Genomic DNA, 23,468 nt, shown 5'->3' on the forward strand with positions numbered 1-23,468 from the left:
TTCATCGTTCGACTTGCATGTGTTAAGCACGCCGCCAGCGTTCGTCCTGAGCCAGGATCAAACTCTCCGTGAATGTTCACCGGTAATCCGGTTGACACCACGAGAGCGGAACAGTCAGGCGGAATAAGCCCGACCGTTCACAGCGTCCTCGCTGTGTTGTATTACTTCAAAGGAACCTCGACCATCACGAATGTGATGGACGGGGTATCAACATATCTGGCGTTGATTTTTGGCACGCTGTTGAGTTCTCAAGGAACGGACGCTTCCTTCGTACTCACCCAAGAATTTCTCTCGGGTTTTCCTCTGGGCGCTTCCCTTCGGTGTTCCAAACTCTATCAGTGTTTTTCCGTCTCCCTGACCATCGTTCAGCAGGCATGCAGAACAAGACCCCGGGATAAGATCTGACAAGTTGGGTGCTGCCAGGCAAAGGCACTTGATCGCGTCACTCGGCCTCAAGCAGGAGTACGACTGTACACGGGCGCTCGGAGCACGCGCAAATCGATTGCGTGGTGCTCTACGGACGTCAACCGCCGTCTCTCGCACGGAACCGGCACTTCATATGACATACGCTGCTCAACAGTGTGCCGTCCGGGACAGGCAGTGACGGCCGGTATGAATCTCCACCCCGGGAGGCTTCCCTTGACCACCGTGACGTCCCCTCTTGCAGGGCGTGCCATCGGACTGGCCGCCGTGCCGGATCCGGTCTTCTCCGGAGCCATGGTCGGCCCCGGTACCGCGATCGACCCCGTGCGTGAGCCTTCGGAGGCCGTCGCCCCTGTTTCCGGAGTCATCGTCTCGCTCCACCCGCATGCCTTCGTCGTCGTGGACGACGAAGGCCACGGTGTACTCACCCACCTTGGTATCGACACCGTGCAGCTCAATGGCGAGGGCTTCGAGCTGCTCGTCAACAAGGGCGACACAGTGACGCGTGGTCAGAGCGTGGTGCGCTGGAACCCTGCCGCCGTCGAAGCTGCCGGCAAGTCGCCGGTGTGCCCGATCGTGGCGCTCGAGGCCACCGCTGATTCCCTCTCCGATCTCATCGAAGACGGCTCTGTGAAGGCCGGCGACAGCCTCTTCGGTTGGCAGTGACGTCGGCCGGACGATGACGGCAGGCAGGAAAACCACCGCGGCGGCGGGACCCGCCGCACTAACGGAGACGGGTGAGATGGAGACAACGCTGCGAGGCGTCGGTGTGAGCCACGGTGTGGCGATCGGCGAGGTTCGGCACATGGGAACGGCGGTGCTCGAACCGCCTGCGAAGCAGATTCCGGCCGAAGATGCGGAGCGCGAACAGGGGCGCGCCCGCCAGGCCGTGGATGCTGTGGCTGCGGACCTGAATGCACGCGGCAATCTGGCTGGCGGCGAAGCCCAGGCGGTGCTCGAAGCGCAGGCCATGATGGCCCAGGACCCCGACCTGATGGCAGACGTGGAGCGGCGAATAGCGGTCGGGAGCACGGCCGAGCGCGCTGTGTACGACGCGTTCGCCGCATACCGCGCTCTGCTGGCGGGTGCCGGGGAGTACCTCGCCGGGCGCGTGGCCGACCTCGACGACGTGCGGAATCGTATCGTCGCCCGTCTGCTCGGGGTGCCCATGCCCGGTGTCCCCGACAGCGACGAGCCGTACGTCCTTATTGCTCGTGACCTCGCGCCCGCCGACACTGCGCTGCTTGACCCCACTCTGGTGCTCGGCTTCGTCACCGAGGAAGGTGGGCCGACCAGCCACAGCGCGATCCTGGCGCGGGCTCTCGGGGTCCCCGCTGTGGTGGCGTTGCCCGGTGCGGGTGAGCTGGCCGAGGGCACGGTGATCGCCGTGGACGGCAGCACGGGCGAGATCTTCGTGGAACCCAGCGCGGAGAAGAAGGCGCAGTTGGAGGCGGCAGCGGCCCAGCGCAAGGCGGCGCTGGCAGCCTCGACCGGGCCCGGGGCCACCTCCGACGGTCACAAGGTGCCGCTGCTGGCGAACGTCGGCGGACCTGCGGACGTACCGGCTGCCGTCAAGGCCGGGGCCGAGGGTGTCGGTCTCTTCCGTACCGAGTTCCTGTTCCTGGACGACAGCAAGAGCGCGCCGTCCGAGGCGAAGCAGATCGAGGCGTACCGGCAAGTCCTCGAAGCGTTCCCCGAGGGGCGTGTCGTCGTACGGGTGCTCGACGCGGGCGCGGACAAGCCGCTGGACTTCCTTACGCCGGCAGACGAACCGAACCCGGCTCTGGGCGTGCGCGGTCTTCGGACCCTGCTCGATCACCCCGATGTGCTGCACACACAGTTGACGGCGCTCGCGAAGGCCGCGGAGGGTCTGCCGGTCTATCTCGAGGTCATGGCTCCGATGGTCGCGGACCGAGCTGACGCCAAGGCATTCGCGGACGCGTGCCGCGCGGCCGGGCTGCAGGCGAAGTTCGGTGCCATGGTGGAGATCCCGTCGGCCGCGCTGCGTGCACGCTCGATCCTCCAGGAGGTCGAGTTCCTGTCCTTGGGGACCAACGACCTCGCGCAGTACACCTTCGCCGCCGACCGTCAGGTGGGTGCGGTCTCGCGCTTGCAGGATCCGTGGCAGCCCGCGCTGCTCGACCTCGTCGCGCTGTCCGCCGACGCGGCACGGGCCGAGGGCAAGAGCTGTGGTGTCTGTGGCGAGGCGGCGTCGGACCCGTTGCTCGCGTGTGTGCTGACCGGTCTGGGTGTCACCTCTCTTTCCATGGGCGCGGCTTCGATTCCTTATGTGCGGGCGTCACTGGCGAAGTACACGCTGGCGCAGTGCGAGCGGGCCGCTGCGGCGGCCCGGGCTGCGGACAGCGCCGAAGAGGCGCGCGACGCTGCTCAGGCGGTGCTGTCCGGCGAGTGAGCGGCCGGCCGGCGCCGAGTCGTTGGACAGACCGGCCCGGTGCAGATCGTCGTTCGTCGAGGGGCGTCCCACTTCATGCGGGGCGCCCCTCGCCCGTTGTTCGTTCAGTGGGCGTGGCCTGTGGTGGGTTCGTCTCCTCCGAGGTCGGGGGGTGAGCAGTAGTCGACGTCCGATTCCGGTGAGATGAGGTCGCCTGATTCGGCGTCGGTGCAGTAGGCGTCGAATACCTCGCCGGCCGTCAGGGGCTCGACGCCGTTTCCGCGCAGGCGCCAGCCGTAGACGCGGTCGGTGGTCCCGGGGGCGGTGGTGCGCATGACGAGGCCTCCGGGGCTCTGGGAGGCGATACCGAGGGCCAGGACCGTGGTGAACTCGAGGACTTCGGCCTCGTCGAGTTCTGTGGCGCCCTCGCTGTCGTCGTCCGCGTGGAGGACGGCGACCAGTGTTTCGGCTGGTGTCGTGACGCTGCAGACGAGGTGCCTGTTTCCCCGCGGGGCGGTGTCGAGGATGCGGACCAGAAGGTTCGAGGCACGGGCGAAGGCCGCGTGGCCGATGTCCTCGCCGCAGGATGCGCAGGCACCGATGCGGGCCAGGAGTGTGGCGGCGTACTCCCAGGTCGCCTGTCGGACGGCCTCGTCGACGAGGTCCGGGACTAGTTCGGCGAGGGGCTGGCCGTCGTAAGGGACGGTCGGGCCCGTGGTCGCCAGTTCCGCTGTGAAGCGGGTGCGGCTGGACGGGGCGTCCGGGTCGAGGCCGGTTGCGGTGCAGAACTCGGCGTACTCCTCGGGGTCGAAGAGCGCGACGGTGGTGTGGTTGCCCTGGGCGGCAAGGCTCTTCAGAAGAGCTTCCACCTCGCGGAGGTAGGACCTGTGGTTGTCGAAGGTGAAGCTGCGGTAGCGCCGCATCGCCCGGAAGTCGTGCTCGTCGGTGAGCAGGCCGATGGTGCCCGCGATTTCGCGGCGCAGAACGCGCCGCATGGTCGAGTGCCTGGTGTTCGTCATGGTTCCCCCTGTGCGCAGTCGATCAATGCTCACTCACAGTAACCGGGGCCACTGACAATCGGGTTCGGGTCAGGCGGTCGCGGACGAGGCGGTGCTGGATCACGCAGGTCACAGCGATGCCGGCGCCGAAACAGGCCCAGCCGACGGGGCCGGTGGCGATGGCTGCCGTGACGGCGAGTGGACCGATGCTGCGTTGGACGGCTTGGGCGAGTCCATGGACTCCGAGGTACGAGCCCTGGGCGGTGTCGGAGGCGAGGGCGACGGAGAGTTCCCAGGAGACGGTGGCGTGGAGCATCTCGGCCACGGTGAAGGCGGCGGCCGAGGCGGTGAGGAAGAGCGTCGCGGAGACAGTCGTACCGGTTGCCGAGAGGGCCATGGTGATGCCACCCAGGGCGAAGACCGCGGACAGCGGGAGCAGGAGCCTACGAGCGGCCTTGGTGGTGGCGCCGAAGCGGGCCAGGGGGACTTGGAGGGCAACCACCATCACGTTGTTGAGGACCATCAGCAGTGGGGCGAGGCCGGTCGGTGCGCTGCCGGTGTGGGCGATCCAGAGGGGCAGGCCGACCTTGAAGACCGCGTCGTCGAGGAAGAGGACGGTCTCGGTGGCGACGTAGGCGAGGTAGGTGCGATCGCGCCAGGGGTTCGCCGGTCTGGTCGTGGGCGTGGGGTCGGAGGACGTGGCTACCGTGCGGGAGGGCGAAGGGGGTTCGGCGCAGCGGAGGGTGAGTGCCGCGGTGGCGACGAACGAGAGTGCGTCGCCGACGAGCAGCCATTGGTATGCCGTGGTGGTGCCGAGGGCCAGAGCCGCGGCGGCTGCGAGGCCTCCCAGGGCCCAGCCCGCGTTGGCTGCCGTCCGGTTGACCGCCTGATAGCGGACGCGGTCCGGGCCTGCGACACGGGTGGCGTAGAGCTTCGTGATGACGCTCGACGCGCGGTCGCCGAAGCCGCCGACGGCCGTACATGCGAGAAGCACGGCGTAGTGGTCAGCCGTGAGCAGGGTGAACGAGGCCAGGGCGCGCATCACTTGGACGGCGATCAGGACGCGGGTGAGCGGAAAGCGGTCGGCGAGGCGGCCGCCCATGGGTGCCCCGGCGATGCCGATGACTCCCGCGGCGGCGACGAGAGTGCCGACCTCGCCAATGGAGAGGCCCGCGACATAGGTGAAGTACAGGACGGAGACGGATGCCCACAGGCCGCTGCCGACTCGGTCGACGAGGGTGATCAGGAGCATTCTGCGGCCGTCGAGGCCCCCTGGTACGCGGTCGGTCCAGGCTGACGCACGGCGCAGTGGATTCACGTCTCCCCCTTGCTTCAATTTATGTACTGATACATAATCTTCAACGTGGCAACACAATATGGGATCAGTGGTACGACGGCCAAGGGGATTGCCTCGTCCGTCGAACGAGGCGTGTCCGAGGGGTCGTTGGGGCCGGGGGCCGCGCTGCCTCCGGTGCGTCGGCTCGCCGATGAACTGGGAGTGAGTCCGGGGACGGTCGCGACGGCTTACAAGGAGTTGCAGCGGCGCGGGATCGTGGTCACGCGCGGTCGGGGCGGGACCGTGGTGGCGGCGGCTCCGGCGGTTGCCTCACGGCGGCCTCCCAAGGTCCCGGACGGACTGCGCGACTTGGCCGGCGGGCACCCCGATCCCGATCTGCTCCCCCGGCTGGTGCCGCCCTCACGTCTCTCCCCTGGCGCCCGGTCGCATCGCGCGACACCCCGGCTGACGCGACTGGAACACGTCGTACGGGAGTGGTTCGGGCCCGACGGGGTGCCGACGGAGCACGTGGCCTTCGCCCATGGGGCGCTGGATCTGATCGGGCGGCTGCTGTCGGTAGAGCTGCGGCCCGGCGATGCGGTGGCCATGGAGGACCCCGGCTACCACCATCTGCTGGATCTGGTGACCGCGTTGGGGCTGCGCAACGTCCCCGTCGCCGTGGACGACGAGGGGCTGCTTCCGGAAGCGCTGCGAGAGGCGTTGCGGACGGGCGTACGGGCCGTTGTGTGCAGCCCGCGCGCGCAGAATCCGCGCGGGGGGTGTTTCTCGGCGGCGCGAAGGGACGCGCTTGTCGCGGTGCTCCGGGAGGAGCCGGAGGTCCTTGTGGTCGAGAACGATCACGCGTCCGCCGTCGCGGACGCGCCCCTGTACACGCTGACCTCGGGCGGTCTGGCCCGGTGGGTGCACGTCCGTACGGTGAGCAAGTTCCTCGGGACCGATCTGCGGTGGGCCGCGGCGGCCTGTGACCCGACCACACTGGCCCGGCACGACGGACGGATGCTGCTGACGTCCGGCTGGGTCAGTCATCTGCTCCAGGAGACCGTGTACGGGCTGATGACGGACGACGGCACGCGCGCGTTGGTCGCCAGTGCGCGGGAAACGTACTCGCTGCGGCGGAACGCGCTGCTGCGGGAGCTGGACCGGCACGGGATCCCGGCCCGGGGGGCGAGCGGGATGAATGTGTGGGTGCCCGTGCCGGACGAGTCCGCCGTGGTGAACGGGCTGCGGTCGTACGGCTGGTGGGTCGCGGCCGGGGCACGGTTCCGGCTCGCGTCCGGGCCCGCGGTGCGGATCGCGGTGGCTGACCTCCAGCCGGCCGACGCGGTGCGGCTGGCCTCGGACTTCGCAACCGTGTTGGTCGAGTCCGAGGCCACCTACGGTGGTTGACCGCTGTTCCCGGGGGCGGTCAGGAGCGCTTGCGGGCCAGCTCCTCGTAGAAGCGCAGCAGGTCGAGGTTGTCGATGGAGCCGGGGTTGACGGCCTTCTCCAGGGGGCTGCCCTGGAGAAGTCGCTTCACCGGGACTTCGATGCGTTTGCCGGTGAGGGTGTGCGGAACTCCGGGGACCTCGATGACCTCGTCGGGGACGTGGCGCGGGGAGAGCTGTTCACGGATGGTCTGCTTGATGCGGTTCAGGAGGGCCTCGTCGAGGACGGCTCCGGGCGCGAGATGGACGAAAAGCGGCATCCAGTAGCCGCCGTCGGGCTGTTCGACGCCGATGACGAGGGATTCCTTGATCTCGGGGAGTCGCTCGACGGCTTCGTAGATGTCGGCCGATCCCATGCGTACGCCCTGGCGGTTGAGCGTGGAGTCGGAACGGCCGTGGATGATCACGGAGCCCCGCGAGGTGACGGTGATCCAGTCGCCGTGGCGCCAGACTCCGGGATAGGTGTCGAAGTAGCTGTCGTGGTACCGGCTGCCGTCGGGGTCGTTCCAGAAGTGGATGGGCATGGACGGCATCGGGTTGGTGACCACGAGTTCACCGACCTCGTCCACCAGGGGTTTTCCGCTCGGGTCCCAGGACTGCAGGTCGGTGCCCAGTCCGGGCGCCTGGAGTTCGCCGATGTGCACGGGGAGGGTCGGTACGGCTCCTGCGAAGCAGGAGCACACGTCCGTGCCACCGCTGACCGAGGCGATCCACAGTGCGGCCCCGCTCTCCGCGAACTCGTCGTGCAGCCAGCGGAATCCGTCGGGGGGCAGCGGTGATCCGGTGGTGGCGACGCACTGCACCTTGGAGAGGTCGAAGTCGCGGGCCGGGTGCACGCCGGCCTTGCGGCAGGCCATGACGTACGCGGCCGAGGTGCCGAAAAGGGTCGCGCCCGTGCGTTCGACGATCCCCCACTGGGCGCCCGTGTCGGGGTAGCCGGGACTGCCGTCGTACAGGACGATCGTCGTCCCCGTCAGAAGGCCGGAGACGAGGAAGTTCCACATCATCCAGCCGGTGGACGTGTACCAGAAGAAGCGGTCCTCCGGCCCCAGGTCGCAGTGCAGGCCGAGTTGTTTGAGGTGTTCGACGAGGATGCCGCCCTGGGACTGCACGATGGCCTTGGGGAGGCCGGTCGTGCCCGAGGAGTAGAGCACCCACAGGGGGTGGTCGAAGGCGACCTGTTCGTAGGCGGGTGTCACGTCCGCGGAGGTGAGGGCGGACCATTCCAGGGCGCCTTCGGGGGCCTCGGTGCCCAGCAGCGGGATGTGGACGACGGCGCGCAGGGTGGGCAGTTCGCGGCGGAGTTCGGCGACTGTGTCGCGACGGTCGTGCTCCTTGCCGCCGTAGCGGTAGCCGTCGACGGTGAACAGCACGACCGGTTCGACCTGCTGGAAGCGGTCGAGGACGCTGCGCGCGCCGAAGTCGGGGGCGCAGGACGTCCATACGCCGCCCACCGCAGCCGTGGCGAGCAGGGCGACCACTGCTTGCGGAACGTTCGGGAGATAGCCGCTCACGCGGTCTCCTGGGCGTACTCCGAGGTCACGCAGCTCGGCGGCGAGGGAGCCGACCTGGCGGCGCAGCTCGGACCAGGTCACCGGGCGGGGTTCGTGGGTCTCGTCGACGTACAGGAGGGCCGGTTCGTCCGCGCGGGTGTCCGCGGCGCGCAGGGCGTGCTCGGCGTAGTTGAGGGTCGCCCCGGGGAACCATTCCGCGCCGGGCATCGAGCGATCGCCGAGCACGCGCGCGTAGGGCGTCGAAAAGCCCACGTCGAACCACTCGGTGACGGCTAGCCAGAACGTGTCGAGCTGGTCCACGGACCAGCGGTGCAGTGCCGCGTAGCCGCCGTCGGCGGGGGCTCCGTGTCGTTCGGCCGCCCAGGCCTGGAACTTGGTGATCCTGGCCCGGGCGACGCGTTCTCGGTCCGGCTGCCAGAGAGGCGTGGGGTTGGTGGTGGACATGGGGCGGCTCCCGGAACAGTGCGCATGACACGGCTGACACGGACCATGCCATCTGATCGACTCGGACACCAGGGTGCGCCGCGCGGGTGTCGTGTCGCGGAGATGAAGATGTGGTCATTGTCAGAGTGAACGGATACTGAACGGTACGTATATCGGGCGAAGTCAGTGGCAGGCTGAACAGCATGGACGGTCGTGACCTGGTGCGTTCGGTGAAGGCGGTCGGTTCGGCGGGGGCGGCTCAGGGGCTGCGTACCGTGCGGGCCGCGTGGCGCAGGAGACGCGCCGACGCCGCCGGGCTGCCGCCTCGGGGTACCGAGCGCGCGCGGGTGCCGGGCGCCGTGCGGGACGTGGCGCCGGGGCCCGGTGGTGGTGTCGTCCGGTTCGCGCGGGCCGAGCTGCGGATCACCGTCGCCGTCAACGGGGCGGTCTTCTGGGGCTGGGACGGTGCCGGTCCCGAGCCGTCGTACGCGCTCACGGGCCGCTGTCCGGAGCCGGATCCCCGTGCCTCTCTGGAGCCGGACAAGGACGGTGGCTGGCGGGTCGTGGCCGAGCGGGTGACGGTCGTGGTCTCGCGGCACGGTGCGGTGGAAGTGCTCACCCCCGGAGGGGTGAGCCTGCGGCGGGAACTGCCGCCCCGCTGGTGGGAACCCGTGGGCGGCGGTACGAGCCGCTGGATGCAGCGCTCCGAAGTGGCCGCGGACGCACGGTTCTTCGGGCTCGGCGGGCGCGCGTCGGGACTTCGGCTGCGCGATGGGACGTACCACCTGTGGAACACGGATCCCGGCCGGGCCTTCGGTCCCGGCGACGATCCGCTGTACATCACCATGCCGGTGCAGTTGGTGGTGGCCGACGCGGCGACCCATCTGGTGTTCCAGGACACCTCCTGGGACGGCACGGTGACCCTGCGGGAGGGCGAGGAGGGCGCGGGTTCCGGGCATGACCGGGCCGGAACGTGCGAGCTGCGGATGGACGGCGGGCCGCTGCGCTGCTGGATGATGGTGGGCACCCCCGCGCGCGTGCTGCACACCTGGGCCCTGCTCACGGGTGCTCCCGCATTGCCGCCCTCGTGGGCGCTGGGCCACCACCACGCGCGCTGGGGCTTCGGTGGCGAGCAGGGAGTGCGACGGGTCGTCGCGGGCTATCAGCAGCACGATCTGCCGCTCGACGCGGTCCATCTCGACATCGACCACTTCGACGGGCACCAGGTGTTCACCGTCGACCAGGAGCAGTTCCCCAAGCTGCCGGCCCTCGCCGAGGATCTGCGGCGCGACGGGATCCGGCTGGTGTCGATCATCGACCCGGCGATCAAGGCCGAGCCGGGCAACGCCGTGTACGACAGCGGGAGCGCCGAGGACGCGTTCGTACGGGACGCGTCGGGGCAGCTCGTACGGGGGGTCGTGTGGCCCGGGGAGTCGGTCTACCCCGACTTCACGCACGCGCGCGTGCGGTCGTGGTGGGGCCGGATGTACGCGGAGCGGCTCGGGCAGGGGTTCTCGGGTTTCTGGCACGACATGAACGAGCCCACGTCGTTCACCGCCTTCGGGGAGTCGACCCTGCCCCGTTCGGCCCGCCACGCGCTTGAGGGGCACGGCGGCGACCATCGTGAGGCGCACAACGTGTACGCCCTGTGCATGGCCAGGGCCGCCTACGGGGGGCTGCGCGAACTGGCGCCCGAGGAGCGGCCGTTCATATTCTCCCGCTCCGGGTGGGCCGGTATGCAGCGCTACGGAGGGACGTGGTCCGGGGACGTGGCGACGGGCTGGCCGGGGCTGCGGGCGTCACTGTCGCTGGTCATGGGCCTCGGGCTGTGCGGGGTGCCCTACTCGGGTCCGGATGTGGGCGGCTTCGACGGGAGCCCGTCGCCTGAGCTGTATCTGCGGTGGTTCCAACTGGGCGCCTATCTGCCGCTGTTCCGTACGCACGCGAGTCTGCGGGCGGGGCGCAGGGAGCCCTGGGAGTTCGGTGCGGACGTCCTCGCCCACGCGCGCGTGGTGCTCGTCGAACGCCGGCGCCTGCTGCCGTACTTCATGACGCTGGCGCATCTGGCGCGGCGCACGGGGGCGCCCTATGTGCGGCCGTTGTGGTGGGGGGCGCCGGAGGACCGGGCGCTGCGGGACTGCGAGGACGCCTTTCTGCTGGGTGACTGTCTTCTGGTGGCGCCGGTGCTCGACCCGGGTGCGGACCGGCGTGCGGTACAGCTGCCGCGCGGGCGCTGGTACGACACGGTGACGGAGCAGGCGTACGAGGGGCCCTGTCAGGTGCTGATCGACGCCCCTTTGTCGCGGATTCCGGTTCTCGCGCGCGCGGGCGCCGTCGTACCCGTGCGGGGCGCCGACGGCGGCCTGGAGCTGGAGGCGTGGGCGCCCGCCCTCGGGCGTACCGGGGGCGGGCTGGTGGTGCCGGACGAGGGTGACGGGTGGGAGGAGGCGGACATCGAGCGGTACGTCACGCGTTGGGAGGGGCGGCGGGTGGTCGTCGAGCGGGACGGGGAGGACGGCGTGAGCGAGCCGTCCCACCCCGTGCGCGTACGGGGACTCGCCGCGCACTGAGCGGGCTCAGTAGCGGCCCTCGAACCAGGCGCGGGCGGCCACCGTGTGCAGCGGGAAGGCCAGTTCCTCCGGCCTGCGCAGAAGGTGCCAACCGGCCGTCTCGTCCGTGGCGGCGGACTGCGGCAGGTGGTCGGCGGGGCGTTCCGGGAGGACTCCGAAGAGCAGCAGGTGCCCGTCCGGCGAACTCATCGCGTCGGCGAGCCGGACATCGCGGCTCGCCGCCTCGATGCCCGTCTCCTCCCTCAGTTCACGGACGAGGGCCTGCCGCCAGTCCTCGCGGTGGTCGACATACCCGCCGGGCAGGGCGGTGCCCCCGCGCGCGGGGGCGATGGTTCGGGTGATGACGACCAGGGCGGCGCCCTTGGTGTCGTACACGGGCTGGAGTGCCACCGCGACGGGCAGCGGGTTGCGGTAGGCCACGGCGCCGCAGACGGGGCAGGTGCGGGGCCAGCCGGAAACGCCCTCTCCGTAGGGCGCTCCGCAGCTCGAACAGTGGGAGTCCGGCACGGAGTTGTCGGTTGATAGTTGTTTTACGGACACGCGGCGGACTGTATCCGATCATGCGGACGGGGTCCTTCCGAGGGCTCCTCAGGACGCCGGCGTGAGGGAACTCGCGGAAACGGGGAAGTCGAAGTACGTGTCCGGATAGAGCTCGGGCTTGAACGTGAAGTGCCACCACTCCTCGGCGAGGTTGACGAAACCGAGGGTCTCCAGCGTGCCCTTCAGGAGGAGCCGGTTCGCGCGCTGCTCCCCCTGGATGCGTGGGTCGAGGGTATGGGAGAGGGTGTCGAAGCAGTCGTAACCCGTGCCCATGTCCACCGAGTTGTCCGGGAAGCGCTCGCTCTGGGGTGCGTAGCAGGACACGAGGGGTTCCCCTGGCACGTACGGCCTGGTCGGTTTCGCCGGGAGCTTCACGATCGTCAGGTCCATGGTGGAGCCCCGGCTGTGGCCCGACTTCTCCGCGATGTAACCGTCCTCGAACAGGCGGGTCTTGTCGACGTCCGGATAGAACTCGCCCTTCATGGTCTGGTCGTCGAGGTCCTCGGCCCAGCGGACGAAGTGGTCCACGGCGCGCTGCGGGCGGTAGCAGTCGTACACCTTGAGGGTGTAGCCCTGCGGGCGCAGCTTCAGCTGGGCCTGGTGGAGGGCCTCGGCCGCGGGCCTGGTGAGGATGCAGATCGGCTGCTCGTAGCCGTCGATGGGCTCGCCCACGAAGTTGTGCGGGGTGAAGTAGCGCATCTCCTGGATGATCGTCGGGTCGACGGATCTCAGGGCCACGAAGTCTTCGGGTGCCCCGGCTTCCGGGGTGGATCCGACGGCGGGAGCGGAGGCGGCCAGCAGCATGGCAAGTGCTGTCATCAAGCCACGTACTGCGACAGGAAGTCGTGTCATGCCTCCTGCATTTATCAGTTGTGGATCTCTCCGGGGAAGCAATCCGATGCGATCCTGCCCGATCGGGCACCAGGGACGGCCGGAACCACCCCCGTGGGCCCCGGCCGTCCCTACCGATACGACGACGCACGGACGGGGTGTCCGGTTCTGTGCGACGGCTGCCCAATCCGAAGTGACCGTGCCACACTTCTGACGTTCCGTCAGATCCAGTCCTCTGGAGGGGATGTGACACGTACCCGCACACCTGTGGTCGCCGGGTGGTTCACCGGGGACGGGGACGACTTCCGGCTCCTCGGTACCCGCTGCTCGGCCTGCGCCTCGGTGTTCTTTCCCCGCGAGGACGTCCACTGCCGCAATCCAGGGTGTCCGGGCGGAGAGTTGACAGAGGTGCCCCTGTCCCGGCGCGGGCGGGTCTGGTCGTACACCGACGGCAGGTACCGGCCTCCGTCACCATATGTGACCGATCCGGAACTTCCGTGGGAACCGTACGCGTTGATCGCTGTGGAGCTGGAGTCCGAACGGATGGTGGTGCTGGGGCAGGCGGTTCCCGGGGTCACCGTCGCCGATCTGACGGTGGGCATGGAGGTGGAAGTCGTCCAGGGGGTCCTCCACGAGGACGCGGAGACGACCTGGACGACCTGGCACTGGCGACCGAAGGGGGTGGTGAAATGACCGGTGATGTGGCGGTGCTCGGCGTGGGCATGCACCCCTGGGGCAAGTGGGGGCGTGGCTTCGTCGAGTACGGCGCGAGTGCCGCGCGCGCGGCACTCGCCGACGCGGGGATCGACTGGCGGGACGTCGACTCGGTCGTCGGGGCGGACACCGTGCGCGGCGGCTATCCCGGCTATGTGGCAGGGGCGACGTTCGCCAAGGTGCTGGGCTGGCAGGGCGCCCGGGTGACCAGCGTGTACGCGGCTTGCGCGTCCGGGGCGCAGGCGGTCGCCGTGGCGCGCGCGCAGATCCTCGCCGGGCTCGCGGAGGTGGTGCTCGTCGTGGGTGCGGACTCGGCGCCGAAGGGGTTCTTCCGGCCGGCCGGCGGGGACCGGCCCGACGACCCGGACTGGCTGCGGTTCCGGGTCCTGGGGGCGACGAACCCGACGTACTTCGGGCTCTACGCGCGGCGGCGGATGGCCGTGCACGGGGACACCCTGGAGGACTTCGCGCAGGTCAAGGTGAAGAACGCCGCCTTGGGGGCGCTCAACCCGAACGCCCGCTACCGCAAACGGGTCACGGCCGACGAGGTGGCCGCGTCCGCGGTGGTCGCCGATCCGCTCCGGCTGCTCGACATCTGCGCCACCTCGGACGGCGGGGCGGCGCTGGTACTGACCGGTATGGAGTTCGCGCGCCGGCACGGGGCCGCGGAACCGGTGCGGATCCGGGCGGTGTCGACGGTGACACCGCGGTACCCCACGACCGTGCTGGACCTGCCGGACATCGCCACGGACTCCGCGGTGGCCGTGGAGCCCACGGACGGGACCTTCCGGGCGTCGATCGCACGGGCGGCCTACGAGGAGGCCGGCATCGGCCCCGAGGATCTCTCCCTGGCCGAGGTCTACGACCTGTCCACGGCCCTGGAGCTGCAGTGGTACGAGGATCTGGGTCTGTGCGGCGAGGGCGAGGCGGCGAAGCTGCTGAGGGAGGGCGCGACGGCCCCGGGTGGGCGCATACCCGTCAACACCAGTGGCGGTCTCGCCTCCTTCGGAGAGGCCGTGCCCGCGCAAGCCATCGCACAGGTGTGCGAACTGGCCTGGCAGTTGCGGGGGGACGCGGGTGACCGGCAGGTCGCGCGGGCGCGTGTGGGCATCACGGCCAACCAGGGCCTGTTCGGGCACGGTTCGTCGGTGATCGCGGTGCGGTGAGGAACAGATGGGCGGGCGGTGCGCATCGAGTGCGCGCCCAGCTGGGAACTTCCACGCTCTGTGATCAGCTCGGAATCGTGCGTGAACACCTCGTGAACTGCGCCCGGGCGTACGCCTGGAGCGCCAAAATACTGCCGTGCCCTCCTGGACGGACGCTCTCCGTTTCGCCTTCCAGCCGGTCGTCAATCTGACGACCGGCGGCGTCGCGGCGCTGGAGATACTGGCCCGCCCGGAGAGCGGCGACATCCTCGCCCAGGCTCGCCGTGACCCCGAACTCGACGGCCGGCTGGCCGCGTTGGCGGTACGGGCGGCGGCCGCCCGGGAGACGCTGCTGCCGCTCCACGTCAACGTGTTCGCCGGCACCCTCGCCGACCTCGGCGGGCTCGCCGCCCTGCACCACGCCGTACGCGAGGCGGGGCGGCTGCCGTGGGAGGTGACGGTGGACGTGGTCCCGCCGTACACGCACGTGCCGCAGCGTGCGCTCCTGGAGGCGGTGGCCGTGCTGCGGGGCGAGGGCTTCCGGATCTGCGCGGACGGCGTCGGCGACGGGGACGTACCCCTGAGGCTGCTCACGGACCTGGCGCCCGACCTGGTGAAGCTCGACGCGTCCCTGCTGGACCGGCCTGCTGCGGTGCGGGCGATGCGGACCCTCTGCGAGCAACTGAGCGCGCTTCTTTCCGTGGAGGGCGTGGAGACCGAACTGCAGTGCGCCGCCGCGGTGTCGGCCGGGGCCCAGCTGGCGCAGGGCGAGCTGTTCGCCCCGCCCGCCCGGCTGCCCGTGGCCGACGTATACGTTCCGCCGCTCTCCCCCGGGACGGCCGCCACGCCCCCTTCCGGGCCGTCGGTGCGGCAGTTCGTACGGCCCGCCGCGCTTCTGCCTGCCACCGCGTCGGCGGGCCGGGTGCGGGCGCTGCTGACGGGGGCGCCCGACGTGTCCGGGGTGGTGCTCGTGGACGAGACCGGGGTTCCCGTCCGGTCGGTGCACCGGTCCCGCTTCCTGCTGTCGATGTCGGGGCGCTACGGGCACGCCCTGTACGCCGACCGGCCCGCGGCCAAGCTGGGTGACCCGCCGCGCACGGTCGGCGTCGACGCGACCGCCTGGGAGGTCCTGGACGTGGTCGCGGACGGCGACCGCGACCGTACGTCGGACGACGTGGCGGTCGTCGACCGGTACGGGCGGTGCGTGGGCGTCGTACGGCTGGCGGACCTCGTACGGGCGCTCGCCGAGAGCCGGGTCGAGGAGGCGGCGGGGCTCAATCCGCTGACGCGGCTGCCCGGTTCGGACGCGATCACCGCGGAGGTGGACCGGCGGATCACGGACGGGCGGATGTTCGCGCTGAGCTGGCTGGACGTCGATCACTTCAAGCGGGTCAACGACGGTGCCGGGTTCGCGGCCGGTGACGAGCTGATCCGGTCGGTGGCGCGGGTGTTGGCGCACTCGGCGTCCGGGAGCACGCGCGTGGGGCACATCGGCGGGGACGACTTCCTCGTCCTGGCGGATCCGGAAGGTCTCGATCCGCTGGCGTCGGCGGTGCTCGACACGCCCTGGTACGCGGGCGGCCACGCCGTCACGCTGTCCCTGGCGACGGTCCTGTGCGCGCCTGGCAGCGTCGCGGACCACCGGCAGGCCGCCGCGTGCCTGGCGCCGCTGAAGCAGGCGGCGAAAGCCCTCGACGGGGCGAGCTGGGTGCTCGGCCGGGCAGGTCTGCCCGGCCACGAGATCCTACGGGGATCGGGGCTGGCACCCGCGCAGGCGGGGTGAGGGCGGCAGAGAGGCCGTTCCACAGGAACCGCCATCGCATCCGCGAGGGGCGCCTCAACCAGTGTCGTCGGCGACCTTGACGCTCACAGGACGTCGGAGAACACTTCCGGTGTCAGTCGGCATCGCCACACATTCTCGGCGTAATCAGGCAATGCGCCGTGCGGGCCCCAACCGCACCACGGGCCATTCCCATGCGGGCGATCCGGCTGCGACGGCACGCTCGTCACGGACGCCGGGCGGGGCGCGGGAACTCCCTGTCCTCGGCTGAAGTAGCCATGGGAACGCACCCTGCAAGGTCGACCGGGGCCGGACCGCCCCGGGCGAAGGCCTAGGAGCCGCCATGAGCAATGGGGACATCTTTGTCGGCGAGATCATCGGTACAGCGATTCTGATCCTCTTCGGCGCCGGCGTGGTCGCCGCCGTCGTACTCAACTACTCCAAGGCGAAGGACGCCGGCTGGATCGTCATCACGTTCGGCTGGGGCTTCGGCGTGCTCGCCGGGGCGTACACCGCCGCACCGCTGTCCGGCGGACATCTCAACCCCGCGGTGACCATCGGGATCGCCGTCGACACCGGAGACTGGGACAAGGTGCCCGTGTACATCGCCGGGCAGATGGTCGGCGCCTTCCTCGGCGCGGTCCTGTGCTGGCTGGTGTACTTCGCCCAGTTCCAGGCCAACGCGGAGGAGGAGATCGCCCAGCCGACGCTCGGAATCTTCTCCACCACGCCCGCGATCCGCAATCCCGTCGCGAACCTCGTCACCGAGATCATCGCGACCATGGCGCTGGTCCTGCCGATCCTGGCCTTCGGTCTGACCAAGGGGCTCGGCGAGTCCGGCACATCGATCCTGATCGTCTCCTTCCTGGTGGTCGGCATCGGTCTGTCGCTCGGCGGTCCGACGGGGTACGCCATCAATCCGGCCCGTGACCTGGGCCCGCGGGTCGCCCACGCCCTGCTCCCGATACCCAACAAGGGCACCTCGGACTGGAGTTACGCGTGGATCCCGGTGGTGGGGCCGCTGATCGGCGCCGCACTGGCGGGGATCGTCTTCAACGCGGCCTTCTGACACGCACGCGCGCGTGCCGGGGCCGCAGACTTCCGGAGCTTCCCACGAAGGGGACGTCATGACGGACAAGTTCGTCGCCGCGATCGACCAGGGCACCACGTCCAGCCGCTGCATCGTCTTCAACCAGGACGGCGAGATCGTCGCCGTCGACCAGCGCGAGCACCGCCAGATCTTCCCCAAGCCCGGATGGGTGGAGCACGACGCCACCGAGATCTGGTCGAAGGTGCAGGCGGTGGTCGCGGGCGCACTCGCCAAGGCCGGGCTGCGCGCCGACCAGCTCAGCGCGCTCGGCATCACCAACCAGCGTGAGACGACGGTCCTGTGGGACCGCGCCACGGGCAAGCCGGTCCACAACGCGATCGTCTGGCAGGACACACGTACGGCGGCGCTCTGCAACGAGCTCGGCGGCACCGACGGGCAGGACCGTTTCCGCGAGCAGACCGGACTGCCCCTGGCCAGCTACTTCTCCGGCCCCAAGGCGGCCTGGCTGCTCGACAACGTACCGGGGCTGCGTGCCCGCGCCGAGCGCGGCGAGATCGCCTTCGGCACGATCGACTCCTGGCTGATCTGGAACCTGACGGGCGGTACGGACGGCGGGCGGCACGTCACCGACGTGACCAACGCCGGCCGCACCATGCTGATGGACCTGGAGACCCTCCAATGGGACGCGTCCATCCTGTCCGCGATGAACGTCCCTGAGGGGATCCTCCCCGAGATCAGGTCCTCGTCCGAGGTGTACGGCACCGCGGTGGGCCAGCTCGCGGGCGTCCCCGTGGCCTCCGCGCTGGGCGACCAGCAGGCCGCGGTGTTCGGCCAGGCCTGCTACGACGTGGGGACGGCGAAGAACACGTACGGCACCGGCAGTTTCCTGCTGCTCAACACCGGCAACCGGCCCGTCCCCTCAAAGAACGGCCTGCTGACGACGATGGGCTACAAGATCGGCGGCGAGGCCCCGGTCTACTGCCTCGAAGGGTCCATCGCGATCACCGGGGCGCTCGTGCAGTGGTTCCGCGACCAGCTCGGCATCATCCGTACCGCCGACGAGATCGAGACGCTCGCGGCGAGCGTCGACGACAACGGCGGCGCGTACATCGTGCCCGCCTTCTCCGGCCTGTTCGCGCCCTATTGGCGCTCCGACGCGCGCGGGGTGGTCACCGGCCTCACGCGGTACGTCACCAAAGGGCATCTGGCGCGCGCGGTGCTGGAGGCGACGAGCTGGCAGACGCGGGAGGTCGTGGACGCCATGTTCCAGGACTCCGGGGTGAGCATCACGACCCTGAAGGTGGACGGCGGCATGACCAAGAACAACCTTCTGATGCAACACCAGGCGGACGTCCTCGGGGTGCCGGTCATCCGGCCGAAGGTCTCCGAGACGACATGCCTGGGAGCGGCGTACGCGGCCGGGCTCGCGACCGGGGTGTGGAACGACCTCGACGAGCTGAAGTCGCACTGGCAGAAGGACGTCGAGTGGACGCCTGCCATGGAGGCGTCGGTGCGCGACCGCGAGTACCACAACTGGCGCAAGGCCGTGGAGAAGAGCTTCGGCTGGGAGGACGACGGCCGGGGCTAGAACCACCGCTCGGAGCGGAAAACGTGGTCCACGCGCGCGCGTGCCTCTTGGACCGCGGCCCGAACCCCGGTCGGCGGGGGTACGGGCCGTGCACGTGCGGGGCGGTGAAGGGCCGTCAGGTGGTGACGGTCGCGCGGCGGTCGGCCGCGTACGCCATCGCATGCTGGACGACTCCGATGAGGACCTCCTTGACCGACTCCCGGTCGCGCGCGTCGCACAGCAGGAGCGGCACACTGGCGTCGAGGTCGAGCGCCGCCCGGACGGACTGCGACGGGTAACGAGCCGCTCCGTCGAAGCAGTTGACGCCGACGAGGAAGGGTATGGAACGCCGCTCGAAGTAGTCGACGGCGGCGAAGCTGTCCTCCAGACGGCGGGTGTCGGCGAGGACGACCGCCCCCAGGGCGCCGGTGGCCAGCTCGTCCCACAGGAACCAGAAGCGGTCCTGTCCGGGCGTCCCGAAGAGGTACAGCACCAGGTCCTCGCGCAGCGTGATGCGGCCGAAGTCCATGGCCACAGTGGTGGTGTGCTTGCCCTCCACCCCGCTGGTGTCGTCGACCGGGCGGCCCGCCTCGGTGAGCAACTCCTCGGTGCGCAGCGGCTTGATCTCGCTGACCGCGCCGACGAGGGTCGTCTTGCCCGCGCCGAATCCGCCGGCCACGAGGATCTTGAGCGTGACGGGCTCGACCGGGGGCTTGCCGCGCTCAGAACGCCCGAAGATCATCGATCTCTTCTCCTGCTTGTTCGGGGTCGGTCGGCGGTGGGCCGTAGCCCCCGCCGCCGGGGGTTTCGATCACGAGTACGTCGCCGGGGCCGACGTCCGCCGAGTCGCTGCCGCCGAGCACGGTGACCGTGCCGTCCGCACGCTCCACGCGGTTGGCCCCCAGCGCGCCCGGCTCGCCGCCCGCCATACCGTACGGCGGAACCCTGCGGTGCTGCGACAAAGTCGAGACAGTCATCGGCTCGTTGAACCGGAGACGGCGCACCGCCCCGTCTCCACCGCGCCATTGTCCCGCACCGCCGCTGCCGTGCCGTACCGCGAACTCGTCGAGCCTGACGGGCAGTCGCCACTCCAGGACCTCGGGGTCGGTGAGCCGCGAGTTGGTCATATGGGTCTGGACGACGGACGCGCCCGGAAAACCGTCGCCCGCGCCGGACCCGGAGGCGACGGTTTCGTAGTACTGGTACCGCTCGTTGCCGAAGGTCACGTTGTTCATCGTCCCGGAGCCCTCGGCCTGGACGCCGAGCGCCCCGTACAGGGCTCCGGTGATGGCCTGTGAGGTTTCCACGTTGCCCGCGACGACGGCGGCCGGCGGCTCGGGGGCGAGCATGGAAGCGGGCGGTACGACGATGTCGAGCGGGCGCAGGCAGCCGTCGTTGAGGGGGATGTCGTCGTCGACCAGGGTGCGGAAGACGTACAGGACGGCCGCGTTGACCACCGCGAAGGGGGCGTTGAAGTTGCTGCTCAGCTGTGCGGAGGTACCGGTGAAGTCGACCGTCGCTGAACGTTTTTCGCGGTCCACGGAGACACGGACCCGGATGACGGCTCCCGAGTCCGTCTCGTAGGCGAACTCGCCCTCTTCCAGGGTGTCGATCACTCGCCGCACCGATTCCTCGGCGTTGTCCTGGACGTGCTTCATGTATGCCTGGACGACGTCGAGGCCGAAGTTGTCGATCATCCGGGCGACTTCGTCGACGCCCTTCTGGTTGGCGGCGATCTGGGCGCGCAGATCGGCGAGGTTGGTCCTGGGGTTGCGGGAGGGGTAGGGCGCCTCGGTGAGCAGCCGCAGGGTCTCCTCCTCGCGGAAGCGGCCGTTCTCGGCGAGCAGCCAGTTGTCGAAGAGAATGCCCTCCTCGTCGATGGTGCGGCTGTCGGCCGGCATGGAGCCGGGGGCGATCCCACCGATCTCGGCGTGGTGTCCACGCGAGGCGACGTAGAACAGGATGCGGTCACTCTCCGTGTCGCCGCTGCCTGTTGTCGTCCGCCCTGCGCCGAAGACCGGGGTGATCACGGTGACGTCCGGGAGGTGGGTGCCACCGTGGTACGGATCGTTGACGGCGTATGTGTCGCCCGGCCGCATGCCGTCGCCTCGGCGTTCGATGACCTCCTTGACGCTCGTCCCCATGGATCCCAGGTGAACGGGGATGTGGGGCGCGTTCGCGACCAGGTTTCCCTCGGGGTCGAAGAGGGCGCAGGAGAAGTCCAGACGCTCCTTGATGTTGACGGACTGGGCGGTGGATTCCAGTCGGGCGCCCATCTGTTCGGCGATCGCCATGAAGAGGTTGTTGAAGACCTCCAGCAGAACTGGATCGACTTCTGTGCCGAGATCGGAACTCTGCGTAATCGCCACGCGTTCCATGACCAGATGCCCGTCGTCGGTCGTCGCGGCCTGCCAGCCGTCGTCGACGACGGTCGTGGCACTGGCCTCGGTGATGATCGCCGGGCCGGTGACCGTCTCGCCGGGAGGCAGTTCCTCGCGGCGGTGCAGGGGTACGTCGTGCCAGGCACCGCCCGTGTGGAGGGCGGCCGTCTCCGGGGCGGTGGTGCGGGATTCGAATGCGGTGAGAGCGGAGAGATCGGGGGGTTCGGTGATGCCAGTGGCTTCCACGGAGAGGGCTTCGACCACCACAGGGCGGTCGAGGGTGAAGGAGTACGTGGCGCGATGACGTTCTTCGAAGGCGTGTTTCATCGCGTCGGGTTCGCCGAGCCCGACGGTCAGGGTGGTGTCCGTGCCGTCGTAGCGGAGCTGGGCGCGCCGGGTGACCTGGATGCGGTCCTCGGGGACGTCCTCGGCGAGGAGTTCGGCCCGGGCGGCGCCCTCCAGGTCTTCGGCGGTCTTGAGGACACCGGGCATGGAGGCGGGTTCCAGGGGTGCCTCGACGGACTGTTCACGCATGGCCGTGGTGTCGGCGAGTCCGATACCGAGCGCGGAGAGAACACCGGCCATGGGCGGCACCAGCACGGTCCGGACACCGAGCGAGTCGGCGACCCTGCAGGCGTGCTGCCCACCCGCACCACCGAAGGTGGTGAGGGCGTAGCGGGTGACGTCGTGGCCCTTCTGTACGGAGATCCGCTTGACTGCGTTGGCGATGCCGGCCACGGCGATCTGCAAGTAGCCCTCGGCTACCTGCTCCGGGGTGCGGTCGTCGCCGGTCCGTTCGCGGATCTCGCCTGCGAGGGCGGCGAAGCGGTCGCGGACGAGGCTGTCGTCGAGGGGCTGGTCGCCGTCGGGGCCGAACACCTTGGGGAAATGGGCTGGTTGGATGCGCCCGAGGGCGACATTGGCATCCGTGACGGTGAGCGGGCCGCCACCGCGGTAGCAGGCGGGGCCGGGGTCCGCGCCCGCGGAGTCGGGTCCCACGCGGTAGCGGGAGCCGTCGAAGTGGAGGACGGAGCCACCGCCGGCGGCGACGGTGTGGATGTCCAGCATGGGGGCGCGCAGGCGGACACCGGCGATCTGGGTGGTGAAGACGCGTTCGTACTCGCCGGCGAAGTGCGAGACATCGGTGGAGGTGCCGCCCATGTCGAACCCGATGACGCGGTCGAATCCGGCGAGCTGGGACATGCGGGCCATGCCGACGATGCCGCCGGCCGGTCCGGACAGGATGGCGTCCTTGCCGCGGAACTGGCCGGCTTCGGTGAGGCCTCCGTTGGACTGCATGAACATCAGCCGCACGCCCTGGAGTTCGTCGGCGACATGCTGGACGTACCGACGCAGGACGGGCGACAGGTAGGCGTCGACGACAGCCGTGTCCCCGCGCGGGACAAGCTTCATGAGCGGGCTGACCTCGCTGGACAGCGAGATCTGTGGGAAGCCGATGCGGGCGGCCAGGGCGCCGATGGCCTGTTCGTGAGCGGGGTGGAGGTGGCTGTGCATGCAGAGCACGGCGACGGCGCGGATCCCGTCGTCGTAGGCCTCCTGGAGCGGCCCGGTGAGGGCGTCGAGGTCGGGGGCGCGCAGGACGGTGCCGTCGGCGGCGATGCGCTCGTCGGCCTCGACGACCCGTTCGTGGAGCGGCCCGGGGAGGTCGATCCGGCGGGCGAAGATGCGGGGGCGGTTCTGGTAGGCGATGCGCAGCGCGTCGCGGAAACCGCGGGTGACGACGAGGAGGGTGCGTTCGCCCTTGCGTTCGAGGAGTGCGTTCGTGGCGACAGTCGTCCCCATCCGGACGGCCTCGATGGGCTCCGGGGAGTCCCCCAGGAGCTCGCGTACGCCTGCGACGGCCGCGTCGGCGTACCGGGCGGGGTTGTCGGACAGCAGCTTGTGGGTGACCAGGCCGCCGTCCGGGCGCCGCGCGACGATGTCGGTGAAGGTACCGCCACGGTCGACCCAGAACTGCCAGCCTGTCACGTCTCTACCCCGCTTCCGCGCTGCTCAGAGCGCCCGGAGGCCGTTGATCACATCGCGCAGAATACTCTCGTCCACCAGCTCGGCGGGGGGTACGGGGCGCGTCACATGGACCATTTCCTCGTCCACGAGGTCCCCGATGAGGACCCGCACCACGCCGATGGGGAGATTGAGCTCGGCAGCGAGTTCGGCGACCGACTGGGGGGCGTCACGGCAGAGTTCGACGATGTCCACGTGTTCCGGGGACAGCATGCGGTCCGCTTCCGGATCGTCCGCGTGCGCCTCCGTGACGACCACCGCGATCAGGTCCAGGCGGTGCTGGGCCGAATGGCTGGTGCGGCCCCGCGTCATGGCGTACGGACGGACGACCGGTCCGGCCTCGTCGTCGAACCAGTGGCTTCTGGGCTGACCGTCTCCGCTCATGTCATCTCA

Annotated in this window: 17 protein-coding genes and 1 rRNA gene; 9 read left to right on the forward strand and 9 right to left on the reverse strand. The window is 69.9% G+C overall.

What is annotated here, in order from left to right:
* Nucleotides 1–73: ribosomal RNA gene (locus tag ACWCRB_RS21520) — 16S ribosomal RNA — on the reverse strand; the annotation flags it as partial.
* A gap of 566 nt (nt 74–639) precedes the next feature.
* Between ACWCRB_RS21520 and ACWCRB_RS21525 the strand changes: the two genes are divergently transcribed.
* Both ACWCRB_RS21525 and ptsP read left to right on the forward strand, forming a co-directional pair.
* Nucleotides 640–1,089, forward strand: coding sequence for a PTS sugar transporter subunit IIA (locus tag ACWCRB_RS21525; protein WP_450997560.1), 450 nt, complete (start codon nt 640–642; stop codon nt 1,087–1,089).
* 76 nt (nt 1,090–1,165) lie between these two features.
* The gene (ptsP, locus tag ACWCRB_RS21530; protein ID WP_450997561.1) at nt 1,166–2,836 is read left to right on the forward strand and encodes a phosphoenolpyruvate--protein phosphotransferase; all 1,671 of its coding nucleotides are present in this window, start codon (nt 1,166–1,168) and stop codon (nt 2,834–2,836) included.
* A gap of 104 nt (nt 2,837–2,940) precedes the next feature.
* Here the strand turns inward: ptsP and ACWCRB_RS21535 are convergent, their stop codons facing one another.
* Both ACWCRB_RS21535 and ACWCRB_RS21540 read right to left on the reverse strand, forming a co-directional pair.
* Nucleotides 2,941–3,834, reverse strand: a complete 894-nt coding sequence (locus ACWCRB_RS21535) for a hypothetical protein (protein ID WP_450997562.1) — start codon at nt 3,832–3,834, stop codon at nt 2,941–2,943.
* A 22-nt stretch (nt 3,835–3,856) separates the two neighbouring features.
* On the reverse strand, nt 3,857–5,131 hold the full coding sequence (locus ACWCRB_RS21540) for an MFS transporter (RefSeq protein WP_450997563.1): 1,275 nt from the start codon (nt 5,129–5,131) through the stop codon (nt 3,857–3,859).
* 45 nt (nt 5,132–5,176) lie between these two features.
* On the opposite strand from ACWCRB_RS21540, the gene ACWCRB_RS21545 reads away from it, so the two are divergent.
* Entirely contained in the window at nt 5,177–6,496 is a 1,320-nt protein-coding gene (locus ACWCRB_RS21545) for an aminotransferase class I/II-fold pyridoxal phosphate-dependent enzyme (protein ID WP_450997564.1), read from the forward strand.
* Between the two features lie 19 nt (nt 6,497–6,515).
* On the opposite strand, the gene ACWCRB_RS21550 is transcribed toward ACWCRB_RS21545, so the two are convergent.
* The gene (locus tag ACWCRB_RS21550; RefSeq protein ID WP_450997565.1) at nt 6,516–8,492 is read right to left on the reverse strand and encodes an acetoacetate--CoA ligase; all 1,977 of its coding nucleotides are present in this window, start codon (nt 8,490–8,492) and stop codon (nt 6,516–6,518) included.
* Between the two features lie 182 nt (nt 8,493–8,674).
* Between ACWCRB_RS21550 and ACWCRB_RS21555 the strand changes: the two genes are divergently transcribed.
* Nucleotides 8,675–11,041 carry a glycoside hydrolase family 31 protein gene (locus ACWCRB_RS21555; RefSeq protein ID WP_450997566.1) on the forward strand — a complete coding sequence of 789 codons (2,367 nt, stop codon included), beginning with the start codon at nt 8,675–8,677 and terminating at the stop codon, nt 11,039–11,041.
* A 6-nt stretch (nt 11,042–11,047) separates the two neighbouring features.
* On the opposite strand, the gene ACWCRB_RS21560 is transcribed toward ACWCRB_RS21555, so the two are convergent.
* A complete protein-coding gene (locus tag ACWCRB_RS21560) occupies nt 11,048–11,581 on the reverse strand; it encodes an NUDIX domain-containing protein (RefSeq protein WP_450997567.1) in 534 nt (177 codons plus the stop codon).
* A 48-nt stretch (nt 11,582–11,629) separates the two neighbouring features.
* A complete protein-coding gene (locus ACWCRB_RS21565) occupies nt 11,630–12,433 on the reverse strand; it encodes a M15 family metallopeptidase (RefSeq protein ID WP_450997568.1) in 804 nt (267 codons plus the stop codon).
* 246 nt (nt 12,434–12,679) lie between these two features.
* On the opposite strand from ACWCRB_RS21565, the gene ACWCRB_RS21570 reads away from it, so the two are divergent.
* The 5 genes from ACWCRB_RS21570 (at nt 12,680) to glpK (ending at nt 18,690) form a co-directional block, all read left to right on the forward strand.
* Nucleotides 12,680–13,105 (forward strand): Zn-ribbon domain-containing OB-fold protein, encoded by a 426-nt coding sequence (locus tag ACWCRB_RS21570; protein WP_450997595.1) that lies wholly within the window; start codon nt 12,680–12,682, stop codon nt 13,103–13,105.
* Nucleotides 13,102–14,292: a lipid-transfer protein gene (locus tag ACWCRB_RS21575; protein WP_450997569.1), complete on the forward strand. Its 1,191-nt coding sequence runs from the start codon at nt 13,102–13,104 to the stop codon at nt 14,290–14,292. Before ACWCRB_RS21570 ends, ACWCRB_RS21575 begins: the two co-directional genes overlap by 4 nt.
* 136 nt (nt 14,293–14,428) lie before the next feature.
* Nucleotides 14,429–16,054, forward strand: coding sequence for an EAL domain-containing protein (locus ACWCRB_RS21580; protein WP_450997570.1), 1,626 nt, complete (start codon nt 14,429–14,431; stop codon nt 16,052–16,054).
* 340 nt (nt 16,055–16,394) lie between these two features.
* Nucleotides 16,395–17,120 (forward strand): MIP/aquaporin family protein, encoded by a 726-nt coding sequence (locus tag ACWCRB_RS21585; protein ID WP_450997571.1) that lies wholly within the window; start codon nt 16,395–16,397, stop codon nt 17,118–17,120.
* 58 nt (nt 17,121–17,178) lie between these two features.
* Entirely contained in the window at nt 17,179–18,690 is a 1,512-nt protein-coding gene (glpK, locus tag ACWCRB_RS21590; protein WP_450997572.1) for a glycerol kinase GlpK, read from the forward strand.
* 115 nt (nt 18,691–18,805) lie between these two features.
* On the opposite strand, the gene ACWCRB_RS21595 is transcribed toward glpK, so the two are convergent.
* The 3 genes from ACWCRB_RS21595 to ACWCRB_RS21605 are packed head-to-tail and all read right to left on the reverse strand — an operon-like array spanning nt 18,806 to nt 23,459.
* Complete coding sequence (locus tag ACWCRB_RS21595; RefSeq protein ID WP_450997573.1) at nt 18,806–19,411, reverse strand: GTP-binding protein; 606 nt, start codon at nt 19,409–19,411, stop codon at nt 18,806–18,808.
* Nucleotides 19,392–23,039 carry a hydantoinase B/oxoprolinase family protein gene (locus ACWCRB_RS21600; RefSeq protein ID WP_450997574.1) on the reverse strand — a complete coding sequence of 1,216 codons (3,648 nt, stop codon included), beginning with the start codon at nt 23,037–23,039 and terminating at the stop codon, nt 19,392–19,394. The genes ACWCRB_RS21595 and ACWCRB_RS21600 overlap by 20 nt, the downstream gene beginning before the upstream one ends.
* Before the next feature lie 24 nt (nt 23,040–23,063).
* On the reverse strand, nt 23,064–23,459 hold the full coding sequence (locus tag ACWCRB_RS21605) for a DUF742 domain-containing protein (RefSeq protein ID WP_450997575.1): 396 nt from the start codon (nt 23,457–23,459) through the stop codon (nt 23,064–23,066).
* Between the last annotated feature and the right edge of the window lie 9 nt (nt 23,460–23,468).

Source organism: Streptomyces sp. NPDC002156 (assembly GCF_053593675.1).

Excerpts from the sequence above, each read along its gene's own strand:
- ACWCRB_RS21550 (WP_450997565.1), bottom strand. The coding sequence starts at position 8,492 with ATGTCCACCACCAACCCCACGCCTCTCTGGCAGCCGGACCGAGAACGC.
- ACWCRB_RS21605 (WP_450997575.1), bottom strand. The coding sequence starts at position 23,459 with ATGAGCGGAGACGGTCAGCCCAGAAGCCACTGGTTCGACGACGAGGCC.
- ptsP (WP_450997561.1), top strand. The coding sequence starts at position 1,166 with ATGGAGACAACGCTGCGAGGCGTCGGTGTGAGCCACGGTGTGGCGATC.
- ACWCRB_RS21585 (WP_450997571.1), top strand. The coding sequence starts at position 16,395 with ATGAGCAATGGGGACATCTTTGTCGGCGAGATCATCGGTACAGCGATT.
- ACWCRB_RS21565 (WP_450997568.1), bottom strand. The coding sequence starts at position 12,433 with ATGACACGACTTCCTGTCGCAGTACGTGGCTTGATGACAGCACTTGCC.
- glpK (WP_450997572.1), top strand. The coding sequence starts at position 17,179 with ATGACGGACAAGTTCGTCGCCGCGATCGACCAGGGCACCACGTCCAGC.
- ACWCRB_RS21535 (WP_450997562.1), bottom strand. The coding sequence starts at position 3,834 with ATGACGAACACCAGGCACTCGACCATGCGGCGCGTTCTGCGCCGCGAA.
- ACWCRB_RS21595 (WP_450997573.1), bottom strand. The coding sequence starts at position 19,411 with ATGATCTTCGGGCGTTCTGAGCGCGGCAAGCCCCCGGTCGAGCCCGTC.
- ACWCRB_RS21575 (WP_450997569.1), top strand. The coding sequence starts at position 13,102 with ATGACCGGTGATGTGGCGGTGCTCGGCGTGGGCATGCACCCCTGGGGC.
- ACWCRB_RS21555 (WP_450997566.1), top strand. The coding sequence starts at position 8,675 with ATGGACGGTCGTGACCTGGTGCGTTCGGTGAAGGCGGTCGGTTCGGCG.